15 protein-coding genes are annotated in these 17,989 nt (G+C 73.5%); 3 read left to right on the forward strand and 12 right to left on the reverse strand.

Going from position 1 to position 17,989, the window contains the following annotated elements:
* Positions 1-37 precede the first annotated feature (37 nt).
* The 7 genes from CP984_RS17875 to fabF all read right to left on the reverse strand — a co-directional run bounded on the left by CP984_RS17875 (position 38) and on the right by fabF (position 7,967).
* The gene (locus CP984_RS17875; RefSeq protein WP_003981557.1) at positions 38-1,474 is read right to left on the reverse strand and encodes a class I adenylate-forming enzyme family protein; all 1,437 of its coding nucleotides are present in this window, start codon (positions 1,472-1,474) and stop codon (positions 38-40) included.
* A 27-nt stretch (positions 1,475-1,501) separates the two neighbouring features.
* Entirely contained in the window at positions 1,502-1,963 is a 462-nt protein-coding gene (locus tag CP984_RS17880; protein ID WP_003981558.1) for an FAS1-like dehydratase domain-containing protein, read from the reverse strand.
* Complete coding sequence (speB, locus tag CP984_RS17885) at positions 1,960-2,985, reverse strand: agmatinase (RefSeq protein ID WP_003981559.1); 1,026 nt, start codon at positions 2,983-2,985, stop codon at positions 1,960-1,962. Before speB ends, CP984_RS17880 begins: the two co-directional genes overlap by 4 nt.
* A gap of 1 nt (position 2,986) precedes the next feature.
* The gene (fabI, locus tag CP984_RS17890; RefSeq protein WP_003981560.1) at positions 2,987-3,757 is read right to left on the reverse strand and encodes an enoyl-ACP reductase FabI; all 771 of its coding nucleotides are present in this window, start codon (positions 3,755-3,757) and stop codon (positions 2,987-2,989) included.
* Between the two features lie 85 nt (positions 3,758-3,842).
* A complete protein-coding gene (locus CP984_RS43025; protein ID WP_191094851.1) occupies positions 3,843-3,929 on the reverse strand; it encodes a class III lanthipeptide in 87 nt (28 codons plus the stop codon).
* 67 nt (positions 3,930-3,996) lie between these two features.
* Positions 3,997-6,627 (reverse strand): class III lanthionine synthetase LanKC, encoded by a 2,631-nt coding sequence (gene lanKC, locus CP984_RS17895; RefSeq protein WP_003981561.1) that lies wholly within the window; start codon positions 6,625-6,627, stop codon positions 3,997-3,999.
* A complete protein-coding gene (fabF, locus tag CP984_RS17900) occupies positions 6,624-7,967 on the reverse strand; it encodes a beta-ketoacyl-ACP synthase II (RefSeq protein WP_003981562.1) in 1,344 nt (447 codons plus the stop codon). The genes lanKC and fabF overlap by 4 nt, the downstream gene beginning before the upstream one ends.
* Positions 7,968-8,255: 288 nt before the next feature.
* On the opposite strand from fabF, the gene CP984_RS17905 reads away from it, so the two are divergent.
* The 3 genes from CP984_RS17905 (at position 8,256) to CP984_RS17915 (ending at position 10,873) form a co-directional block, all read left to right on the forward strand.
* The gene (locus tag CP984_RS17905) at positions 8,256-9,245 is read left to right on the forward strand and encodes a ribonucleotide-diphosphate reductase subunit beta (protein ID WP_003981563.1); all 990 of its coding nucleotides are present in this window, start codon (positions 8,256-8,258) and stop codon (positions 9,243-9,245) included.
* A gap of 69 nt (positions 9,246-9,314) precedes the next feature.
* Complete coding sequence (locus CP984_RS17910; RefSeq protein WP_003981564.1) at positions 9,315-9,560, forward strand: acyl carrier protein; 246 nt, start codon at positions 9,315-9,317, stop codon at positions 9,558-9,560.
* Positions 9,561-9,643: 83 nt separating this feature from the next.
* A complete protein-coding gene (locus tag CP984_RS17915) occupies positions 9,644-10,873 on the forward strand; it encodes a cytochrome P450 (protein ID WP_003981565.1) in 1,230 nt (409 codons plus the stop codon).
* A gap of 87 nt (positions 10,874-10,960) precedes the next feature.
* Here the strand turns inward: CP984_RS17915 and CP984_RS17920 are convergent, their stop codons facing one another.
* From CP984_RS17920 to CP984_RS17940, 5 genes are all read right to left on the reverse strand, one after another.
* On the reverse strand, positions 10,961-12,556 hold the full coding sequence (locus CP984_RS17920) for an MFS transporter (protein ID WP_003981566.1): 1,596 nt from the start codon (positions 12,554-12,556) through the stop codon (positions 10,961-10,963).
* Entirely contained in the window at positions 12,553-13,455 is a 903-nt protein-coding gene (locus CP984_RS17925; protein WP_003981567.1) for an ACP S-malonyltransferase, read from the reverse strand. The genes CP984_RS17920 and CP984_RS17925 overlap by 4 nt, the downstream gene beginning before the upstream one ends.
* A gap of 52 nt (positions 13,456-13,507) precedes the next feature.
* Positions 13,508-15,226: a thiamine pyrophosphate-binding protein gene (locus CP984_RS17930; RefSeq protein ID WP_003981568.1), complete on the reverse strand. Its 1,719-nt coding sequence runs from the start codon at positions 15,224-15,226 to the stop codon at positions 13,508-13,510.
* Positions 15,223-16,464, reverse strand: coding sequence for an aldehyde dehydrogenase family protein (locus tag CP984_RS17935; RefSeq protein ID WP_003981569.1), 1,242 nt, complete (start codon positions 16,462-16,464; stop codon positions 15,223-15,225). The genes CP984_RS17930 and CP984_RS17935 overlap by 4 nt, the downstream gene beginning before the upstream one ends.
* Positions 16,465-16,584: 120 nt before the next feature.
* Complete coding sequence (locus tag CP984_RS17940; RefSeq protein ID WP_157849121.1) at positions 16,585-17,871, reverse strand: MFS transporter; 1,287 nt, start codon at positions 17,869-17,871, stop codon at positions 16,585-16,587.
* Positions 17,872-17,989 lie beyond the last annotated feature (118 nt).

The following is a 17,989-nucleotide window of genomic DNA, read 5'->3' on the forward strand; positions in this document are numbered from 1 at the left end:
GGCCGGCGGGCGGGACGCGATGTCCCGCCCGCCGGTCTCAGCTTTCCAGCCCCACCATCCCCCGCAACGCCCCCGCGTCCACCTTTCCGTTGGCCGACAGCGGGAAGCTCTCCACCACGTGGACCGCGTTGGGCTGCTCGTACTCCGCCAGGTGTGTGGCCAGCCGGCGCCGCCACTCGGCGGGGGCGCCGCCCTCCGGGTCCGCCACGACGAAGTGCAGCGCGCTGCCGCGCCGGCTGTCCTCGACCGCCAGTACCTTCACCTGCCGCCCGGCGGCCTCCGCCTTGCGCTCCAGGCTCTCCGGGTAGAGCGTGAAGCCCAGCCGGTGCACCGCCTGGTTGCGGCCGACCACGTGCAGGTTGCCCGCCTCGTCGAAGCGGCCGAGGTCGGCGGTCGGGTACCAGGTCGTGTGGCGTACGGGCGTGAGCGTGCCGTCCTCCAGCAGGTAGCCCTCCATCAGGCCCGGCGAGTCCACCTCGATCTCGCCCAGTTCGCCGGGCGCGGCCTCCCGGCCGTCCGGGGTGACCACCCGTATCCGTACGCCGGGCAGCGGACGGCCGCAGCCGGTCGGCGCTTCGGGCGTGGCCAGCGCGACGTTGCCCAGCTCGCTGAGGCCGTAGCCGTCCAGCAGCGGACGGCCCATGGCGGCCGGGAAGGCTTCGGCGAGCGGGGCGGGCAGCGGGGCGCCGCCCACGCCCCAGATCCGCACCCCGGCGAGGGCCGAGCGCAGTTCCGGGCGACGGCGGACGACGCCGAGCAGCGAGTGGTACGTGGACGGGGCGGCGTCCACGGCCGTGACGCCGTGCGCGGCGGCCTGGCCGACGGCGATGTCCAGCCGCTGGTACGGCGTGACGACCAGGGTGCAGCGGGCCAGCCACCACAGCAGGACGACGGACAGGCCGTACTGGTGGGAGAAGGGCAGCAGCGGGGCGAGCACGTCGTCGGCGCGGTAGCCCATGGCCTGGATGGTGCGCAGCGTGTTGTCGTGCACCGCGGGGCCCGACTTCACGATGCCTTTGGGGCGGCCGGTGGTGCCGGAGGACCACAGCACCACGGCATCCGGGCGCGCGAGCCAGGCGGTGAGATCGACCTCACCGGAGGGGGGCTCGGTGTCCGCGCCGAGGCCGGGGTAGCCGAGCACCCGGTCGGCGGGGAAGGCGGGGTCGGTGGTGCCGTCGGTGAGCAGCCAGCGGGCACGGGCCTGGCGGGCGGTGGCCCGGCCGTCGGCGGCGGACTGGCGGTGGTCGACCGGTACGAGCGAGGTGTCCAGGTGCATCAGGGCGAGCAGCGCCACGACGTAGTCGACGCAGTTGTCGCCCTTGACCAGGACGCGGTCGCCGGGGCATATGCCGCGGTCGCGCAGGACCCGGGCGGCGGCCAGCACCCGGCCGGTGAGGTCCGGCCCCGAAAGGCCGCCCTCGGCCGCGCCGACGAGCCGGGGGGCGGGGACGGGGGGCGCCATCGTTTCGGTCATGCGGAGATCCGCTCCCATGAGTTGGAGTCAGCTTTTGTCATCGTTGCCGCGGCGGTCCGGCAGCAGCAGGGTGGAGGTCACGGTGCTCACCGGTGACCCGTCGGTGGCCCGGAACGCGCTCTCCAGCACCACGACCTCGCGGCCCGCGCGCCGGGACGCGTCCTTCAGCCGTACGGTCACCAGCAGTTCGTCCCCGGCGTACGCGGGGCGGTGGTGCACGAAGCGCTCCTCGCGGTGGATCGTGCCCGCGCCGTCGGCGGGGGCGCCGAGATCGCGCAGCAGCCGTTCCTCGGCGCGGATCGCGAGGACGGCGAGGAACGTCGGCGGGGCGAGGACGTCCGGGTGGCCCAGGGCGCGGGCCGCCGCGGGGTCCGTGTGCGCGGGGTCGGCGGTGCCCACGGCCGCGGCGAACTCGCGGATCTTCTCGCGCTCGACCGCGTACGGGCCGAAGACGGCCCGGCGGCCGTCCTCCTCCCCCGACACGCTCATCTGCCGCCGCCCAGGCCGTCCCGCCGCAGCAGCGGAACCGCCGGGTCCCAGGTCGTGCCTTCTCTGGCGTCACGCCGGCGGCGGGCGATGCCGGACAGCGCCTCCAGGACGATCCGGTTGCCCAGGTACGCGGTGATGTCGGCGTGGTCGTACGGCGGTGCCACCTCGACCACCTCGACGCCGACGACCGGCAGTTCGTAGGCCGCCCGGCGCACCGCGTCCAGCAGCTGCCGCGAGGTCAGGCCGCCGGGCTCGGGGGTGCCGGTGCCCGGCGCCTGGCCCGGGTCGACCACGTCCACGTCGACGGAGAGGTACACGCCGTCGCAGTCGTCCATGGCGGTGGCGAACGCCTCGGTCAGACAGGTGTCGAAGCCGCGGGCGGTGATCTCGCTCATCTCGTACGAGCGCATGCCCTGGTCGGCCATCCAGCGCAGCGTCTCCGGGCCGGGCCAGTAGCCGCGCAGCCCCATCTGGAGGAAGCGGTCGCCGCGTACCGCGCCGGACTCGATGAGCTGGCGCATCGGCTTGCCGTGCCCGTAGAGCGGGCCGTCCTCCACCTCGCCGGTGTCGGCGTGCGCGTCGAAGTGCAGCATCGATATGCGCCCGAAGCCGTGGTGGCGGGCGACGGCGCGCATGTCGGGCAGCGCGATGGTGTGGTCGCCGCCGAGCACGACCGGGATCGCGCCGAGCCCGGCGGTCATCCGTACCGCCCCCTCCACGGTACGGATGCTCTGCTCGATGTCGCCGGAGTAGCAGGGCACGTCCCCGGCGTCGTAGACCTTCAGTTCGGTCAGCGGGTCCACGCCGAGCGCGAGACTGCGGCGGGCGCCGTTGTGCGGCAGGTAGCAGGCCTGGCGGATGGCGGCCGGGCCGAAGCGGGCGCCGGGCCGGTGCGAGGTGCCGCCGTCGAAGGGGGCACCGAGGATGATCACGTCCGCGTCCGCAGGCGGGTCGTCCAGGTTCAGGCGCGGGACGCCGAGGAAGGTGATGTCCGGGCCGAAGGCCGATCCGAGGTGGTGCACGTCAGCTTCCGATCATGTGGTGGCCGCCGTCGGCGTGCACGATCTCGCCGGTGGTGGCGGGCAGCCAGTCCGAGAGCAGCGCCAGGCAGGTGCGGGCCACCGGCTCGGCGTCCGCGGGGTCCCAGCCCAGCGGGGCGCGCGTCGCCCAGTCCTTCTCGAAGGCCGGGCCGTCGCCGCCGATGCCGCGGGCGGCCAGGGTGCGCAGCGGGCCCGCCGCGACGAGGTTGACCCGGACGTTGTCGGGCCCGAGGTCCCTCGCCAGGTAGCGGGAGCAGGCCTCCAGCCCGGCCTTGGCCACGCCCATCCAGTCGTAGCCGGGCCAGGCGCGCGAGGCGTCGAAGTCCAGGCCCACGATGGAGGCGCCGGGCGCCAGCAGCGGGCGGCAGGCGGTGGCCAGGGCGGTGAGGGAGTACGTGGACGTGTGCAGGGCAGCGGACACGTCGGCCCACGGCGCCGTCAGGAACCCGCCGTCGAGGCAGGTGGCGGAGGCGTGGGCGACGGAGTGCAGGACGCCGTCGATGCCGTCGAGGTGCGCGCCCACGCGGTCGGCGAGGGTGGCGAGCTGGTCCGCGTCGGTGACGTCGAGTTCGACGACCGGGGGCTCGTCGGGAAGGCGGCGGGCGAGCCGCTGGACGAGGGTGGGGCGCCCGTACGCGGTCAGCACGATCCGCGCGCCCTGCTGCTGTGCCAGCCGGGCCACGGCGTAGGCGATGGAACTTTCGCTGATCACACCGGTGATGACCAGCCTCTTGCCGTCGAGCAGGCCGCTCATCCGGGCTCCTCACAGATGGTTCGGGAAAAGAGTTGAGCTCCGGTGCCCGCCCGCGGGCGGGCACCGGAGCTGGCGCTCAGCGCGTTCAGCAGTGGCTGCTGACGGTGCTGGAGACGCGCGCGGCCTCCTCGGCGGGGACCTCGAGGCCCTGCAGGTCGAGAACGATCGACATGGTGTTTCCTCCTCTCCACTGACTCGGTGTTCGGTTTTTCCGGTCGGCCTGGGGGCCGGCCGGAAGCTCAGGGGGCGCGGTGGTCCGCGCCGGTGGGCCGGCCGCTCCGCGGGGCCAGGAAGGGCAGGAAGTCCCGCCTCCCGTCCAGGGCCGCGGTCAGGGCCAGCAGGATGCCCGGTCCGCCGGTGGCCAGGTCCATCGAGATCCGGCGCAACTGGTCGCCGGGGAAGGCGAGATGGCCGTGGTAGGACAGCGCGTGCCAGTGCAGCCGTGTCAGGTGCCGCTCGACGCCGAGGTCCGGTTCCGGCCGCGGGTCGCGGGCCCGCAGCGCGGCGAGCGTGGCCAGCAGGCCGGCCCGGCCGCCGAACAGGTTCGGTTCGATGGTGAACTCCGGCTCCGCGGCGCGGACCAGCAGCGGCAGTGCCTCCGCCAGCCGTGCGTCGGCGCGGTGGGCCAGCACCTGGTCGGCGACGAGGGCGATGCCCGCGGTGCCCACCTCCAGGTAGGGCAGCTGACGGAACCCGCCGTCCACCTGGAGCGAACCGTCCTCGCCGGTGGCGCACAGGTCGAGGTCGTGGTGCAGCGCCCGTACGGCCAGGTCGAGGTGCGCCGCGTCGGACGTGTCCTCGTACAGCCGCAGGAAGAACAGGGCCGCTCCCGACCAGCCGTGCAGCAGTCCGGCCCGGCTGCCCCGGCCGGGGCCCGCGGCGATGCCCGGGGCGGTCCCGGCCGTGACGGCGGCGGCCGTCCGGTCGGCCAGGCGGAGGGCCTGGTCGCGGTGGTCGCCGCTGCCCGTGCGGGCGGCGAAGTCCAGCAGGTTCAGTCCGGCCCCCGCCATGCCGCGGAAGAGGCTCACCTCGGCCATCGCGTCCGTGGCCGTCCGACAGCCGTCGAGCAGGCGCCCGGCGGCCTCCAGATGGCCGAAGCCCGCGAGGACGTGGGCGATGCCGTGCGCTCCGTCGTAGAAGCCGGGCCGCTGCGGCCGGTCGCGTTCGACGGCGTCCAGCAGCCACTGCTCGTATTCGGGGAAGCGGCCCGCTCCGGCGGTGTCCAGCGCCCACAGGACGCCCGCGGCACCGTAGGCGAAGTTGAGGCCGTCGGTCGTGAACTGCCGTACGTCTCCGGGGAAGAGCCGGTCGGCGCGCTGCGGCGTGGCGGACAGCAGGACCGCCTCGGCCAGCGACTTGCGTGCCGCGGCCCAGTCGGGCAGCGAGGTGTCCAGGCGGACGCCCAGCGGTTCGCGGAGCGCCGCGGGCACCCGGTTCAGGGCCGCCTCGCCGGGGGCGAGTTCGTGGCGGAGCGCGTCCAGGGAGCCGGCCGGCAGGGCGAACCTGCGCTCGGCCACGTCCACGTACGCCGCCGCGCGGCCCGGGTCCAGTTCGTTGAGCCCGGTGAGTGGGAAGAGCAGCCACAGGCGCAGCGCTGCCAGCGCGTGCCGGTCGATGCCGTAGCCGGTGCGGCCGGTGCCGGCGAAGCCGGGGTGGCCCATGCCGAGCCGGTCCGCCTCGGCGACGGGGACGCACAGTTCGAAGTCGACCAGCGCGACCTCGTCGGCGTCGTCCGTCTCGGTCACGAGGATGTTCGCCGGGTGGAGGTCGCCGAAGACCATGCCGCGCTCGTGCACCCGGGCGACCAGGGCATCGATGCGGTCGGCCAGGGCCTGCGCCCGGCGCACGTACGCGCTCAGCGCCGCGGGCTCGGGGCGGGCCTTGGTCAGCGGGTAGTGCCGGGCGAGCCAGCCTTGGAGGGTGTCGCCCTCCAGGTGCTGCACGGACAGGAAGTGGTGTTCCCACACCACGCGGTGCTCGTGCAGGGCCGGGATGCCGGGCAGGCCGGCGAGGTGTTCCATGGCCCGGCGTTCGCGGTCCAGCCGGGCGACCGCGTCCAGGCCGAGGCCGTCCAGTCCGGCGTTCGGGCGGGCCTCCTTGAGGACCACCTTGCGGCCTTCGGTGTCGCGGGCCTGGTAGACGCCGCCGCCGTTGGAGAAGTGCAGGGCGCGCTCGACCTTGTACGGGAAGTCCGACGCGGAGCCGCCCGCCTGGCGGGCGGCGAGCTGTTCGGCGAGGAAGCCGGGCAGCTCGACCCACTCGGGCACCTCGAAGACCGGGCGGCGGCGGTCGGGGACCAGCGTGCCGTCGGGGCGTTCGATGGCGGGCACGGCGGTGCCGTCGTCGTCGGTGCAGTAGCGGGTGACGAAGCCGCCGTAGCGTACGTGCAGCGGACCGGCGCCCCACCGCAGGTCGGTGAGGATGTACGGACCGGCCGTGCCGTCCAGGCGCTGCCCCAGCTCCACGAGGGTGCGGTGCAGCTGCTCCTCGTCGGACGGGTAGATCGTCACGAGCTTGCCGCTGGAGGAACGCGGCGCGTACTTGAGGCTGTGGGTGGTCAGGACGTCAACGCCGCGCAGGAACTTGAACGGCAGGCCGTTCGCGGTGCAGTAGTCCCAGGCGGTGTCCACGACGTGCCGCGCGTTGTCCGGCAGGCCGGAGATGTGGATCTTCCAGCCCTGCTGCGGCAGGGCGTGGCCGAGCGGGGTGTGGACGATCCACACGTCCATCTCGCGGCGCTCCCAGCCCGCGGGGGCGGGGGCGTGGGTCTGCGCGAAGGCGTGCGAGTCGTCGGCGGTGTGGCGGCCGGCGATGTCGTAGAAGACGGGGTCGGCCTGGCAGAACGCCTCGGGCTGCGGTCCGGTGGTCATCGGCCCTCCTCCTTCGGCTGCCGGTCCTGACGGCCCGCGGTGTCCGCGGCGCCGGGCCAGGCGCGGACGACGAGGACGGCGTTGTGCCCGCCGAACCCGAACGAGTTGCTGAGCACCGCGCGGACCGCGTGCTCACGGGCCTTGTGCGGTACGTAGTCGAGCGTGGTGTCCTCGGGGTCGTCGCAGTTGACCGTCGGCGGCACCAGGCCGGTACGGATCGTCTGGACGGCGGCGATCAGCTCCACGGCGCCGGCCGCGCCGATCATGTGGCCGGTCATCGACTTGAGCGAGCTGATGGGCACCCGCGGGGCGTGGCCGCCGAGGACCGCGTGGATCGCGGCGCTCTCGATGCGGTCGTTGAGCTGGGTGCTGGTGCCGTGTGCCGAGACGTGGTCGATGTCCTCGGGACGAAGGCCCGCGTCGGCGAGCGCGTCGGTCATCGCCTGCCGGGCGGCCAGGCCGTCGGGGTGCGGGTGGGTCGAGTGGTAGGCGTCGGTGGTGGCGCCGTACCCGGCCACCTCGGCCAGGATCGTGGCGCCGCGCCGCACCGCGTGCTCGGCGTCCTCCAGGACGACGATGCCGGCGCCCGCGCCCATCACGAAGCCGTCGCGCTGCCGGTCGAAGGGCCGGCTGACCAGGTGCGGGTCGTCGTCGCGGCGGGAGAGCGCCCCGGCGTTGGCGGCGGCGCCCAGGTCGAGCGGGTTGACCGCGTCGTCCGCGCCGCCGGCGATCGCGACATCGGCGTAGCCGTGCCGGATCATGCGCAGCGCGTCGCCGACGCAGGTCGCGCCGGTGGCGCAGGCGGTGACGGTGGCGCCGGAGGCGCCGCGGGCCCCGAAGCGGGCGGCGATCTCACCGGCCGCGCTGTCCAGGGAACCGCCGGAAGCGAGGTAGGGCGTCATCCGGCGGCGGCCGTGGTCGCGCAGGTCGTGGATGGCCGTGCGCATCAGCTGGCCGGGGCCGTAGCCGGAGCCGACCAGGACGGCCGTACGGGTGGCGAGTTCCTCGCCGATCGTCAGCCCGGCCTGGTCCATCGCCTGGAGGGCGGCGGCGAGCCCGAACTGCGCGAAGCGGTCCAGGCGCCGGCTCACCTTGTTCGGCATGTACGGCTTGGGGTCGAAGCCCACGACCTCGCCGGCGAACCGGGTGGGCAGGGCGTCCACGTCGTAGCGCGTGATGGGGCGGATGCCGCTCTGTCCGGCGGTGGCAGCGGCCCAGAACTCCTCGACGGTGTGGCCGATCGGGGAGATGGTGCCGCAGCCGGTGATCACCACGCGGCGCTCCGCGCCGGCGGGCCGGGTCAGGGCCGGGTTCCGGTTCGCGTCCTGCGTCGGTGCCATGGTCCCGCCTCCCTTCCGTTCGCGTACGTCGTGGGTGTCTTCGGTGGTGGGGCGCGGGGCCCCGGTGCCGCGGACGGGGGCGGCCGTCCGTCCGGCCCGCCGTCGTCCCGTCCTGGCGACGACGAAAGATTGACACACCCTCGACTCAGGAGTCAAGAAACATGACTGACGACTTTTGGAGCCCCGCGAAGGAGCCAACGTCTCGCGTTGACTGTGCACAGAGATTGCTGTTCACTACCGGACTTATGGGAAGTCATGAACTTGACTCACTAGTCACGGAGTTTTGATATGCCGCGCTGGAGCACCCTGCTGCTCGACGACGCCAAGCTCGCCGAGATGCCCCGCCTGCCCCTGGACGACGTACTCCGGCACGCGGACCTCGTCACCGAGCAGCAGCCGCACCCCCAGGCGCTCTACGAGCGCTGGGAGAAGCAGCAGTGGTCCGCCCAGGCCATCGAACTGGAGCCGGACCGCGAGGACTTCGACAAGCGGCTGCCGCGCTCCGCGCGCAAGGCGATCGAGGAGTCCATCGCCACCTTCATCATCGGCGAGTACACCGGCCTGGACCTGCTCGGCCCCATCCTGACCGGCGCCCCCGAGGAGCGCGACCACCTCTACCTCGGCACCCAGATCGCCGACGAGACCCGGCACACCCAGCTGATGCTGCGCCTCGGCGAGGAGCTGCTCGGCCTGGATTCCGACCCCAAGCGGATGCTCGTCCAGGCGTGGAACATGGTCACCCCGCCGCACCGGGACCTCAGCCGCCTGGAGACCGAGGTCATCCGCGAACTCCAGGAACACCCCTCGGACTACCGGCGCTGGCTGCGCGCCGTGGCGCTCTTCCACCTGATCACCGAGGGCGTGCTCGCCCTGGTCGGCCAGCGCGCCATCGTCAACTCGCTGCACGGCGTACCGCTGCTGGCCGGGGTGAAGGCCGGCTTCACCGCGATGGCCCGCGACGAGTCCCGGCACGTCAGCTTCGGCCTGCACGCCCTGCGCATCGGGATCAAGGAGGGCTACGGCGACGACATCCGCGAGGTCATCGAGCAGGCCGCGCCGATCGCCCTGAACATCGAGGAGGGCGGCCAGGTCGACGACGCCCCGCAGGGGCTGACCATGAAGCAGCTCGGCATCGAGAGCCTGTACCGGCAGCTCCGCCTCATCGGCATCGAGCGGCAGTTCGCGGACCACGTCGTGGCGCTGTCCATGCCCACGCCGGCCGCCGCCGAAGACGCCGAGGCCGCCGGGAACGCCGAGAACACCGCCTCGCACTCCTGACCCGCCCGGACGCGCCCGCGCGTCCACCGCACCCCGAGCCACACCCCACACCACAGAGAGGTAACCACCATGACGCGTGAAGAGATCATCGCCGGACTCGCCGAGATCCTCAACGAGGTCGCCGACGTCGAACCCGCCGAGGTGAGCGAGGAGAAGGCCTTCATCGAGGACCTGGACGTCGACTCGCTGGCCATGGTCGAGGTCATCGTCGCCGTCGAGGAGCGCTTCGGCGTCAGCCTCCCCGAGGAGGAGCTGAAGGAGCTGCGCCTGGTCTCCGACATCGTGCTCCGCGTCGAGAAGCAGCTGACGGCCTGAGCGCCGCGGCGGCCCGCACCAGACCGGTGCGCCCCGCCCCTGCCCCCGAAGGGGCGGGGCGCACCTTCCAGCCAGGAGGCACCATGAGCGACCCGGCCGCGGTACGCCGGGCCCTGCGCGCGCTGTTCAGCCCGCTGGGCTGCCCCGACCCGTACCCGCACTACGCGGTGCTGCGGGAGCACGGGCCGGTCTCCCGGCTGCCGGACGGCACCGTCGTCGTCAGCCGGCACGCCGACTGCGACCGCGTGCTGCGCGATCCGCTCTTCCGGGTCGAGGACGACGCGTACCTCGCCCGTACCTGGCCCGAGGGCCGCGACCACCTCAGCGTCTTCTCCCTGATGGGCGAGATGGTCAACCAGAACTCGCCGCACCACGAGCGGCTGCGCCGCCTGGTGGGCCGCGCCTTCACCCCGCGCCGGGTGGCCGGGCTGCGGCCCGCGGTGGAGAAGCTGGTCGACGGCCTGCTGGACGGCCTCGCCGAACGGGCCGCCGGGGGCGCTCCGGTGGATCTGATGGAGCACTTCGCGCTGCCGCTGCCGATCACCGTCATCGGCGAGCTGCTCGGCATCCCCGAGGAGGACCGCGCCTGGTTCGCGCCGCGCGTGCAGGCCGTCACCTCCGCGATCGAGCAGAACCTCGCCGGGGAGGCGCTGGAGCGCGCGGACGAGGCCACCGCGGAGCTGTGGGACCGGCTCGGCGCGCTGGCCGCCCGGCGCCAGGAGGACCCGCGCGCCGACCTGGTCAGCACGCTCATCGCGGTACGCGAGGAGGACGGCGACCGGCTCACCCGGCGCGAACTGCTCGCCAACCTGGTGCTGCTGTACTCCGCCGGCTACGAGACCACCAGCAACCTCATCGGCAACGGCACGGCCGTCCTGCTGGACCGCCCGGACCTGCTCGCGCGGCTGCGCGGCGAGCCGGAGCGGATCGACGCCTGGGTCGAGGAGATGCTGCGCTTCGACCCGCCCATCCAGATCGCCTCCCGCTGGGCGGGGGAGGACACCGAGCTGGGCGGGGTGGCCGTGGCGCAGGGCTCCCAAGTGGTGGCCCTGCTCGCCAGCGCCAACCGCGATCCTGCGCGCCACGGGGACCCGGACGTCTTCCGGCCGGACCGGGCGCCGGGCGGCTCGCTCACCTTCGGCGCGGGCGCGCACTACTGCCTGGGCGCCGCACTGGCCCGCCTGGAGGCGGCCATCGCCTTCCCCCGGCTGCTGGCCCGCTTCCCCTCGATCGCGCACGCGGGCACCGGGGCGCCGCGCAACCGTATGACGTCCCTGCGCGGCTACGCCGAGCTGCCCCTGCTCCTGTCGTGAACGGCTCCCGCCCGGAAACACGGCACCGCCGTACGGGGAGCGTTCTCGCCCGTACGGCGGTGGAGCGGGGGCCACGCGGTGCGGCTCCTAGGAGGACTTGGCCTTCTTCTCGCGCGGCCAGATCGTGTACGACCACGACCAGATCGTGTCGATGATCCAGATGGTCAGCCAGATGCGGCCGATCCACACCAGCGGGCCGCGGTGCTCGTCGGGCACCTCGTCGTTGGTGAACTGCCACACGATCCAGTTGGACTTCAGCGCCCACAGGATCACGTTCCCCACGAGGAACGCCGCCGTGTGGATGAGCCAGTCCCGCCGCTCCTTGCGGGCGTGCTCCTTCGGCGAGAGGGCACCGTCCTTCGACGGCGCCGCGGTGTCCTGCTTCTCCATGTCCATGGCAGTGCGGTCCTCTTCCTCGGGTTTCTCGTGCGGGTTATCGGTCGTGGCGGCGACGGCGGCCGGAGCGGCCGTCCCGCCGGTCTCGGGGGCCCGTACCGTCTCGGGCAGCTTCAGTACGCGGATGGCGTACGGCACGACGACGGCCCCCACGACCGACCCGCCCGCCGCCACACAGCAGGCGGTGGCCCAGCCCAGCTGCTCGTAGACCACGCCCATCAGCGCGGGCCCGACGACGACGCCGGACAGCCGCGCGCTCTCGTACAGGCCCATCCCCCGGCCGACGCGCTTGCCGGCGGCGGCCGCGACGGTGGCCTGTTCCACCGGGATCTGCGCGGCGAAGCAGGCGGCGGCCACCGCCCACAGGACCGCGACGGCGACCGGGGTGGCCACGAAGCCGAGCCCGGCCGCGAACAGGGCGCTCGCCAGGAACGCGATGACCATGGTCCGGGTGCGGCCGAGCCGGTCGGTGAGGTGGTGGGTGTGCTCGGGCAGCAGGATGAACACCACGAATCCGGGCGCGAAGACCATGGCGATCTCGTTGGGCGTCAGCCCCAGGTCGCCTTGCAGGCGCAGCAGCAGGAGCATCCACAGCCCGGCCTCGGCGGCGGCCGTCACGGCGGACACCACCATCAGGGGGAAAAGCCGCAGGCGGGTCTTACGGTCCCGTAGCGCGTCTTCGGTGTCGTCGGTGTCGTCGTCGGCCGCGTCCGGGGCCGTCTCCCGACTGCCCGTCCCCTTGAGCAACGCGGCCGTCGCCCATACGCAGGCCGCGCAGCCCAGCCAGAACAGCAGCGGATAGCCGCCGCGTTCCAGCAGGGAGAACGCCACCAGGTAGCCGATGAAGGCGCCCTGGCCCTCGGCCGACAGCAACTTGCCGTACGCGCTGGTGTGGTTGGTGGCCCGCCGGCCGGTCCAGGCGCGCAGGCCGACCCAGAACAGCGCGCCGCCCGCACCGCCCACACCCGACGCGACGAAGGCCAGGGGCAGGTTGTCGGCGAGGGCGTACCCGGCGAAGGACAGGGCGTACAGGAACGCGCCGGCGGCGGCGACCCGCCGCTGGTCGAAGCGGTCCGACAGTTCCCCGGCGAGCGGCCGCACGATCAGGGAGAGCACCGCCTCGACGGCGACTAGCGCGCCGACCACCGAGGCGCCCGCCTTCAGCGTCGATCCGGCCCACAGCGGCAGCAGGAAGTCCAGCACCTCGGCGGGAGCGCTGGCGAACATGGCCGCCGAGAGCACCCGGCGGCCGGCCGGGGTGCCCAGGGCGTCGGTGGGCGCGCTCACGCTTCGAGCGCCATCTTCGGCGTGATCACCTTGGTGGGGAAGGAGTTGTTGGTGATCCGGGCGAACATGTTGCGCGGGCCCGGTATCCACACCTCGTCCACCTCCGCCGTCCGCAGGCCGCGCAGGATCGTGGCCCAGTGGACCGGTGTCGTCCAGCCGTCCAGCAGGTCCTGCTTGATCTCCTCGGCGTCGGTGAGCAGCCGCCCGTCCACGTCGGAGACGACCGGGATGTGCGCGGTGCGCCACTCGACGGTGCCGTACGCCTCGTCGTGCAGGCGGGTGCGCAGCCCGGCGACGGCGGAGCAGTGCTCGGCCCGGTTCATCGTGTAGAAGGGGAAACCGCCTTCCTCGCGGACCCGTTGCTCGAAGCGTTCCAGGGTGTTCAGCGTCGCGGAGACGGCGTGCACCTCCTCGTCGAGTACCACCGACAGCTCGGCCCACTCACCGCGCTCGTGCACCTCGGCCACCAGCTGCTGCACCTTGTCGTGCGGCAGCCGGTAGAAGAAGTGGCAGCCCAGCGGCTCGTCGAGGGTGTCGAAGTAGTCCGTCTCGACGGCGACGCTGCGGCGGATCAGCCGCAGCGCGTCCGGGTAGCGGAGGGCGCCCGCCCACACCGCCGCCATGAACGCGCCGAAGCTCTGCCCGCCGCAGGCGGCCGGGCGGGCGCCGTGCTTCTCCTCGGCCCAGTCGGCGAGCGCCAGGGTCAGCGCCATGAACCCGGCCTCGAACACTTCCCATTCGTAGATCGACGCCTCGCGGTAGGCGTCCGCGAGGCAGTAGCCGAGGACCTCGTCGGCCTCGGCGAAGCGTCGTTTGGCGTGTTCGTTGGTGGTCACGAAGGGGCTGATGGCGTCGAACCGGGTGGGAATGAGCCCGGGGAAGAAGAGCGCGACGGGCATGCGGCGTCCTGTTCTGCTGGTCTCGACGAGTCGGTCGGTCTCGGCGAGTCGGTCATTCGTCCTCACGCAACGGGAAGTCGCCGGCGGGTCCGGCCATCCCGGGCGGGCTGTCGGCGAGCCGGACCCCGACCTCCACCGCCGCGGCGGTTCCCGACGCGCAGTGCTGCCACGCGGCGGAAAGGACGCGATCGAGATCGCCGGGGTTGTCAGCGCGCCAGTACTTGAGGCCGTACGCGGCGGCCAGGCCCTCGTTGCCGGTGGGCCGGTCGGCGGTGAACGCGAAGCGCGAGCCGCTGCCGGACACCCGGTCGAGGTTGGTCTGGAGCCAGCCGTACCCGCCGTTGTCGAGCACGACGTACAGCACCCCGGCGCCCGCGTCGGCGAGCGTGGGCAGTTCGCTGCGGAAGAGGTTGAAGGCGCCGTCGCCTGCCACCGAGACGACGGGGCGCCCCGGCTCGGCCAGGGCCACACCGAGCGCGGCGGCCGCGCCGAAGCCCAGCGGGGTCTGTTCGCTCGGCACCACCGAGCCGCCGCGCGCGCCGCAGGTCCAGTGCGGGTGGAAGTAGGACCACATGTCCTGGAGGCCGTTCTCCTGCACCAGGACGCGGTCTTCGGGTACGGCACGGCCGAGCGCCGCCAGGACGCGGCTGACCGGGACGCCGCCGCTGTCCTTGGCCGTACGGTCGGCCTCAAGGGCCCGCTCGTCGGCGCGCGCGGCGAGCGCCTGGCGCACTTCGCTTACGCGGTCCGTCCAGGCGGCGTCGGGGGTGTGCCCGGCCAGCAGGCCGGTCCAAGCGTGCACGGTGCGCGCAACGTCGCCCAGGACGCCGATGCCGGGCCGGGCGGTCACCAGGCCGTCCTCGCCGGACACCACCTGGATCACCGGCAGTTGGTCCGCGTCCGGCCAGCCGAAGGTGGCGGTCTCTTCCAGGCGGCTGCCGAGCGCGATCACCAGGTCGGTCTCCTGCCACAGCCGGTCGACCGGCGCGACGGTGTAGAGGCCGGAGACGCCGCAGAACAGCGGGTGGTCCTCGGCGACCGTGCCGCGCCCGGAGGCGGTGGTGAACAGGCCCGCGCCGAGGAGTTCGGCGAACGCCTCCAGCGAGCGGTCCGCGTTGCGGTGCCGGGCGCCACCGCCGACGAGCAGCAGCGGGCGCCGGGCGGCGGCGATGCGGGCGGCGGTGTCGGCCAGTACATCCGGGTCCGGGGTGAGGCGCTGGGCCGCGGCCGGGCGCCAGGGGGCGGTGCGGGTGACCTGCTCGTTCGCGAGGTCTTCGGGGATCTCGACGTACACCGGCCCCGGAGTGCCGTTGACGGCGACGGCCACGGCCTGGTCGAGGGCCGCGGGCAGCCGGTCGGCGCGGTCCACCCGTACCGCCCACTTGACCAGCGGGCGTACGGCGGACAGCTGGTCCAGCTCCTGGAACGCGCCGGTGCCCAGCCGCTCCAGCGGGGTGCCCCCGGCGATCAGGACGACCGGCGCGGCGGCGGACCGGGCCTCCAGCACGCCGGTGAGCGTGTTGGTCAGGGCCGGGCCCTTGCCCACCGCGCAGACGCCGGGGCGCCCGGACGCCAGCGCGTAACCGGTCGCCATGAACACGGCGTTGCGCTGGTCGCGGCAGATGACGAAGCGGGTGTCGGTCTGCTCCAGCGCGGCCAGCAGGTCCATGTCGTCGCCGGGCAGGCCGAAGACGGCCGTGGTGCCCAGGTGCCGCAGGTGGTCGGCGACCGCGTGCCAGGCCGTCGGGTAGGTGTGTGCGCGTTCGTTCACCGGGGGGCCTTCGGGTAGTGCTCGGCGACGGCCTTGGAGATCAGGACGGGTTCCGCCCACAGCTCCTCGCCGTCGGTGATGTAGTTGGCCATCCGGCCGAAGCCGCCGAAGGGCGCGTTGCCGTCGTCGATGGACAGCAGGGTGGTGTCGAGGGTGACGGTGGTGCGGCGGCGCAGCGCGGCCACCAGGTCCGGGGCGTCGCCGTACACGCTGGAGCCCAGGGCCCGTTCGGTGAACTGGCCGGTGGTGAGGGTGGCGGCGAGGGCCTGCTCGTCGCGGTAGCCGACGACGTTGAAGACCGGCGCGAAGAACTCCGGGACCTGCGTGCGCGGGGTCACCTCGTCGCCGACGACGACGGTGGGCTCCATCCGGCGGGTGCGGAAGTCGACATGGCCGCCGTACGCGATGTGCTCGCGGTTACGGGCCAGGAACTGGACCGCCTCCTCCAGCGCACCGTCGTAGAAGACCGGCCCGAAGTCGGCGTCGGGGTCGGTGTACGGGCCGTAGCGCAGGCCCTTGAGTTCGCGGACGAGCCCGTCGAGGAAGGCGTCGCGGAGGTCCTCGTGCACACAGAACAGGTCCGGGCCCAGGCAGTCCTGGCCGGCGTTGTGGACGCGGATCTCCACGGCGTCGCGCACGGCGCGCTCCACGTCGGCGCCGGGTGCGACGACGAACGGGTTGACGCCGGAGCCGAGGAACAGGAAGAGCTGCCCCGGGTTGAGCTGGGCCCGGATCTGCTCGGCGTTGTGGTACGCCCCGGTGAACACCACCACGTCGGACGGCAGGACGTGGTCGCGGACGAACTCGCGCTGGCTGGCGACGGTCAGCTCGATGGGCAGCCGGTGGTGCTCGGCCAGCAGCCGGTGCAGGCGCGCCATCTGGTCCTTGACCTGGCTGGAGGGCCGGAAGACCAGGTGGTCGGCGTAGAGCGCGGGGACGAGCAGGTACAGCGCGTACGAGTAGAGGATCACGTTGGAGGGCATGAAGACGGCCAGCCGCGGGACCCGGGCCGGCCGGTACGCATCCACCTCGGCGAGCGCGCCGTCGAGCGTGGCGATGGTCGCCTCGATCTCGTAGCCGGCGGCGCGGTGGGTGGATATCTCACACAGCAGGTCGTGCACGTCGCCGGGGTTGTCGGCCAGCAGGTCCCGCACCGCGCGCAGCGCGGCGAGGCGCCGCGCGTCCGTGGTGCCCTCGGGCACGGTGGCCGCGGCGGGCAGGACGGGAGCGGAGGTCATGCGCGCACCTCGTCTCGCTCGGCGGACCCACGCTGCACTGGCACGCGCCGCTCGGTGCTGCGCTCACTCATGTGTCCCTCCTCGGGGCGTCGACCATAGAGGGCCAGCGTCAGCCAGCTGTCATTGTTTGTCAAGTTCAGTCATGGCCGGTGATACGGGGGCGCGACCACGGTCACCGGCGGCGCTCCGGTCGATCTCCCGCAGCGCCGGAGCGGCCCAGCAGCAGACCACCACCAGCAGGTAGACCCCGGCGATCAGACCGATCGCGGGGCGCAGGCCGAGGGCGCCCACGGCGGCGACGGTCAGCGAGGCGCCGAGCGGCACCGCCGCCAGCCCGACCGTGTCGACCGCGGCCGTCACCCGCCCGTACTGCTCGCGCGGCACGCTGCGCTGGAGCACCCCCGTACGCAGCGGGCCCACCGGCGCCGCCACCGCGCCCAGCACGGCGAGCAGCGCCGCGCCGACCGGCAGCGGAGGGAGCGAGACCAGCGAGGCGATCAGGAGGCCCGCGGCGAAGCCGGTGCCGATGTAGAGGAACCGGCCGCTGATCCGGTGCCCGAAGACGGCGTAGCCGACCGTGCCCGCCACCGCGCCCAGGCCGAAGGAGGTGAGCAGGACGCCCAGGCTCGCCGCGCTGCCCAGGTGCTGGTACGCGTACGTCACCAGGACCACCCCCGCCAGGCCGCTGTCCAGGGCGTTGAAGGCGGTACCGGAAATGGCGACGGCGCGCAGCAGGCGGTGGCGGCGCAGCGTGCGCAGCCCGGAGCGCAGGTCGGCGAGGTAGGCACCGGCCGGGCGCCGCTCGGCGGCCCGCCGGCCGGCCGAGATGCAGACGAGGAAGACCAGCGCCGCCAGTCCGCAGGCGATGGCGTCGAGGAGCAGCACGCTGTGGGTGCCGAGCAGTGCGACGCCGGCACCGCCCAGTGGGGGCCCGCACAGCTGGGCGACCTGGTGGATGCCGGTGAGCAGCGCGTTGCCGCGCTCCAGCGGCATGCCCGCGGCCTCGCTCAGCTCCGGCACCAGGCCGGTGACCGCCGCGCCGCCGGGGACGTCGAGGGCGTTGGCGGCCACCACCAGGAGGGCGAGGGTGGGGAAGTCCAGCGCGTCCAGGGCGTACAGCAGGGGGATGCAGGCCGCGCCGAGGCCGCCGACCGCGTAGGCGACCACCGCCATCGCCCGGAATCCCCAGCGGTCGACCAGGGGGCCCGCCACGAATCCGACCACTCCGGAGGTGACGGCCCCGATCGCGACCACGATCCCGGTCTGCGCCACGCTGCCGGTCGTCTTCAGTACGAACCAGGGGACGGCGACGACCATCATGGCCTCGCCGAGCGAGCTGACCGCCACGGCGCCCAGCAGGGCATGGATTCCCCACCGGCGGCGTCGAGGAAATCCCAGGCTTGTCATGCGAATTGACATTAGCATGACTGGGTATTGACCAAGTGGCTTCTTCAAGAGCCCGTAAAGAGCCGGATACGAGCCAGTGACAACCGCCCCCGCCTGCCCTCCGGACGAGTAGAGTCGC

The sequence above is a fragment of the Streptomyces rimosus genome, assembly GCF_008704655.1.
GTDB classification, from domain to species: domain Bacteria; phylum Actinomycetota; class Actinomycetes; order Streptomycetales; family Streptomycetaceae; genus Streptomyces; species Streptomyces rimosus.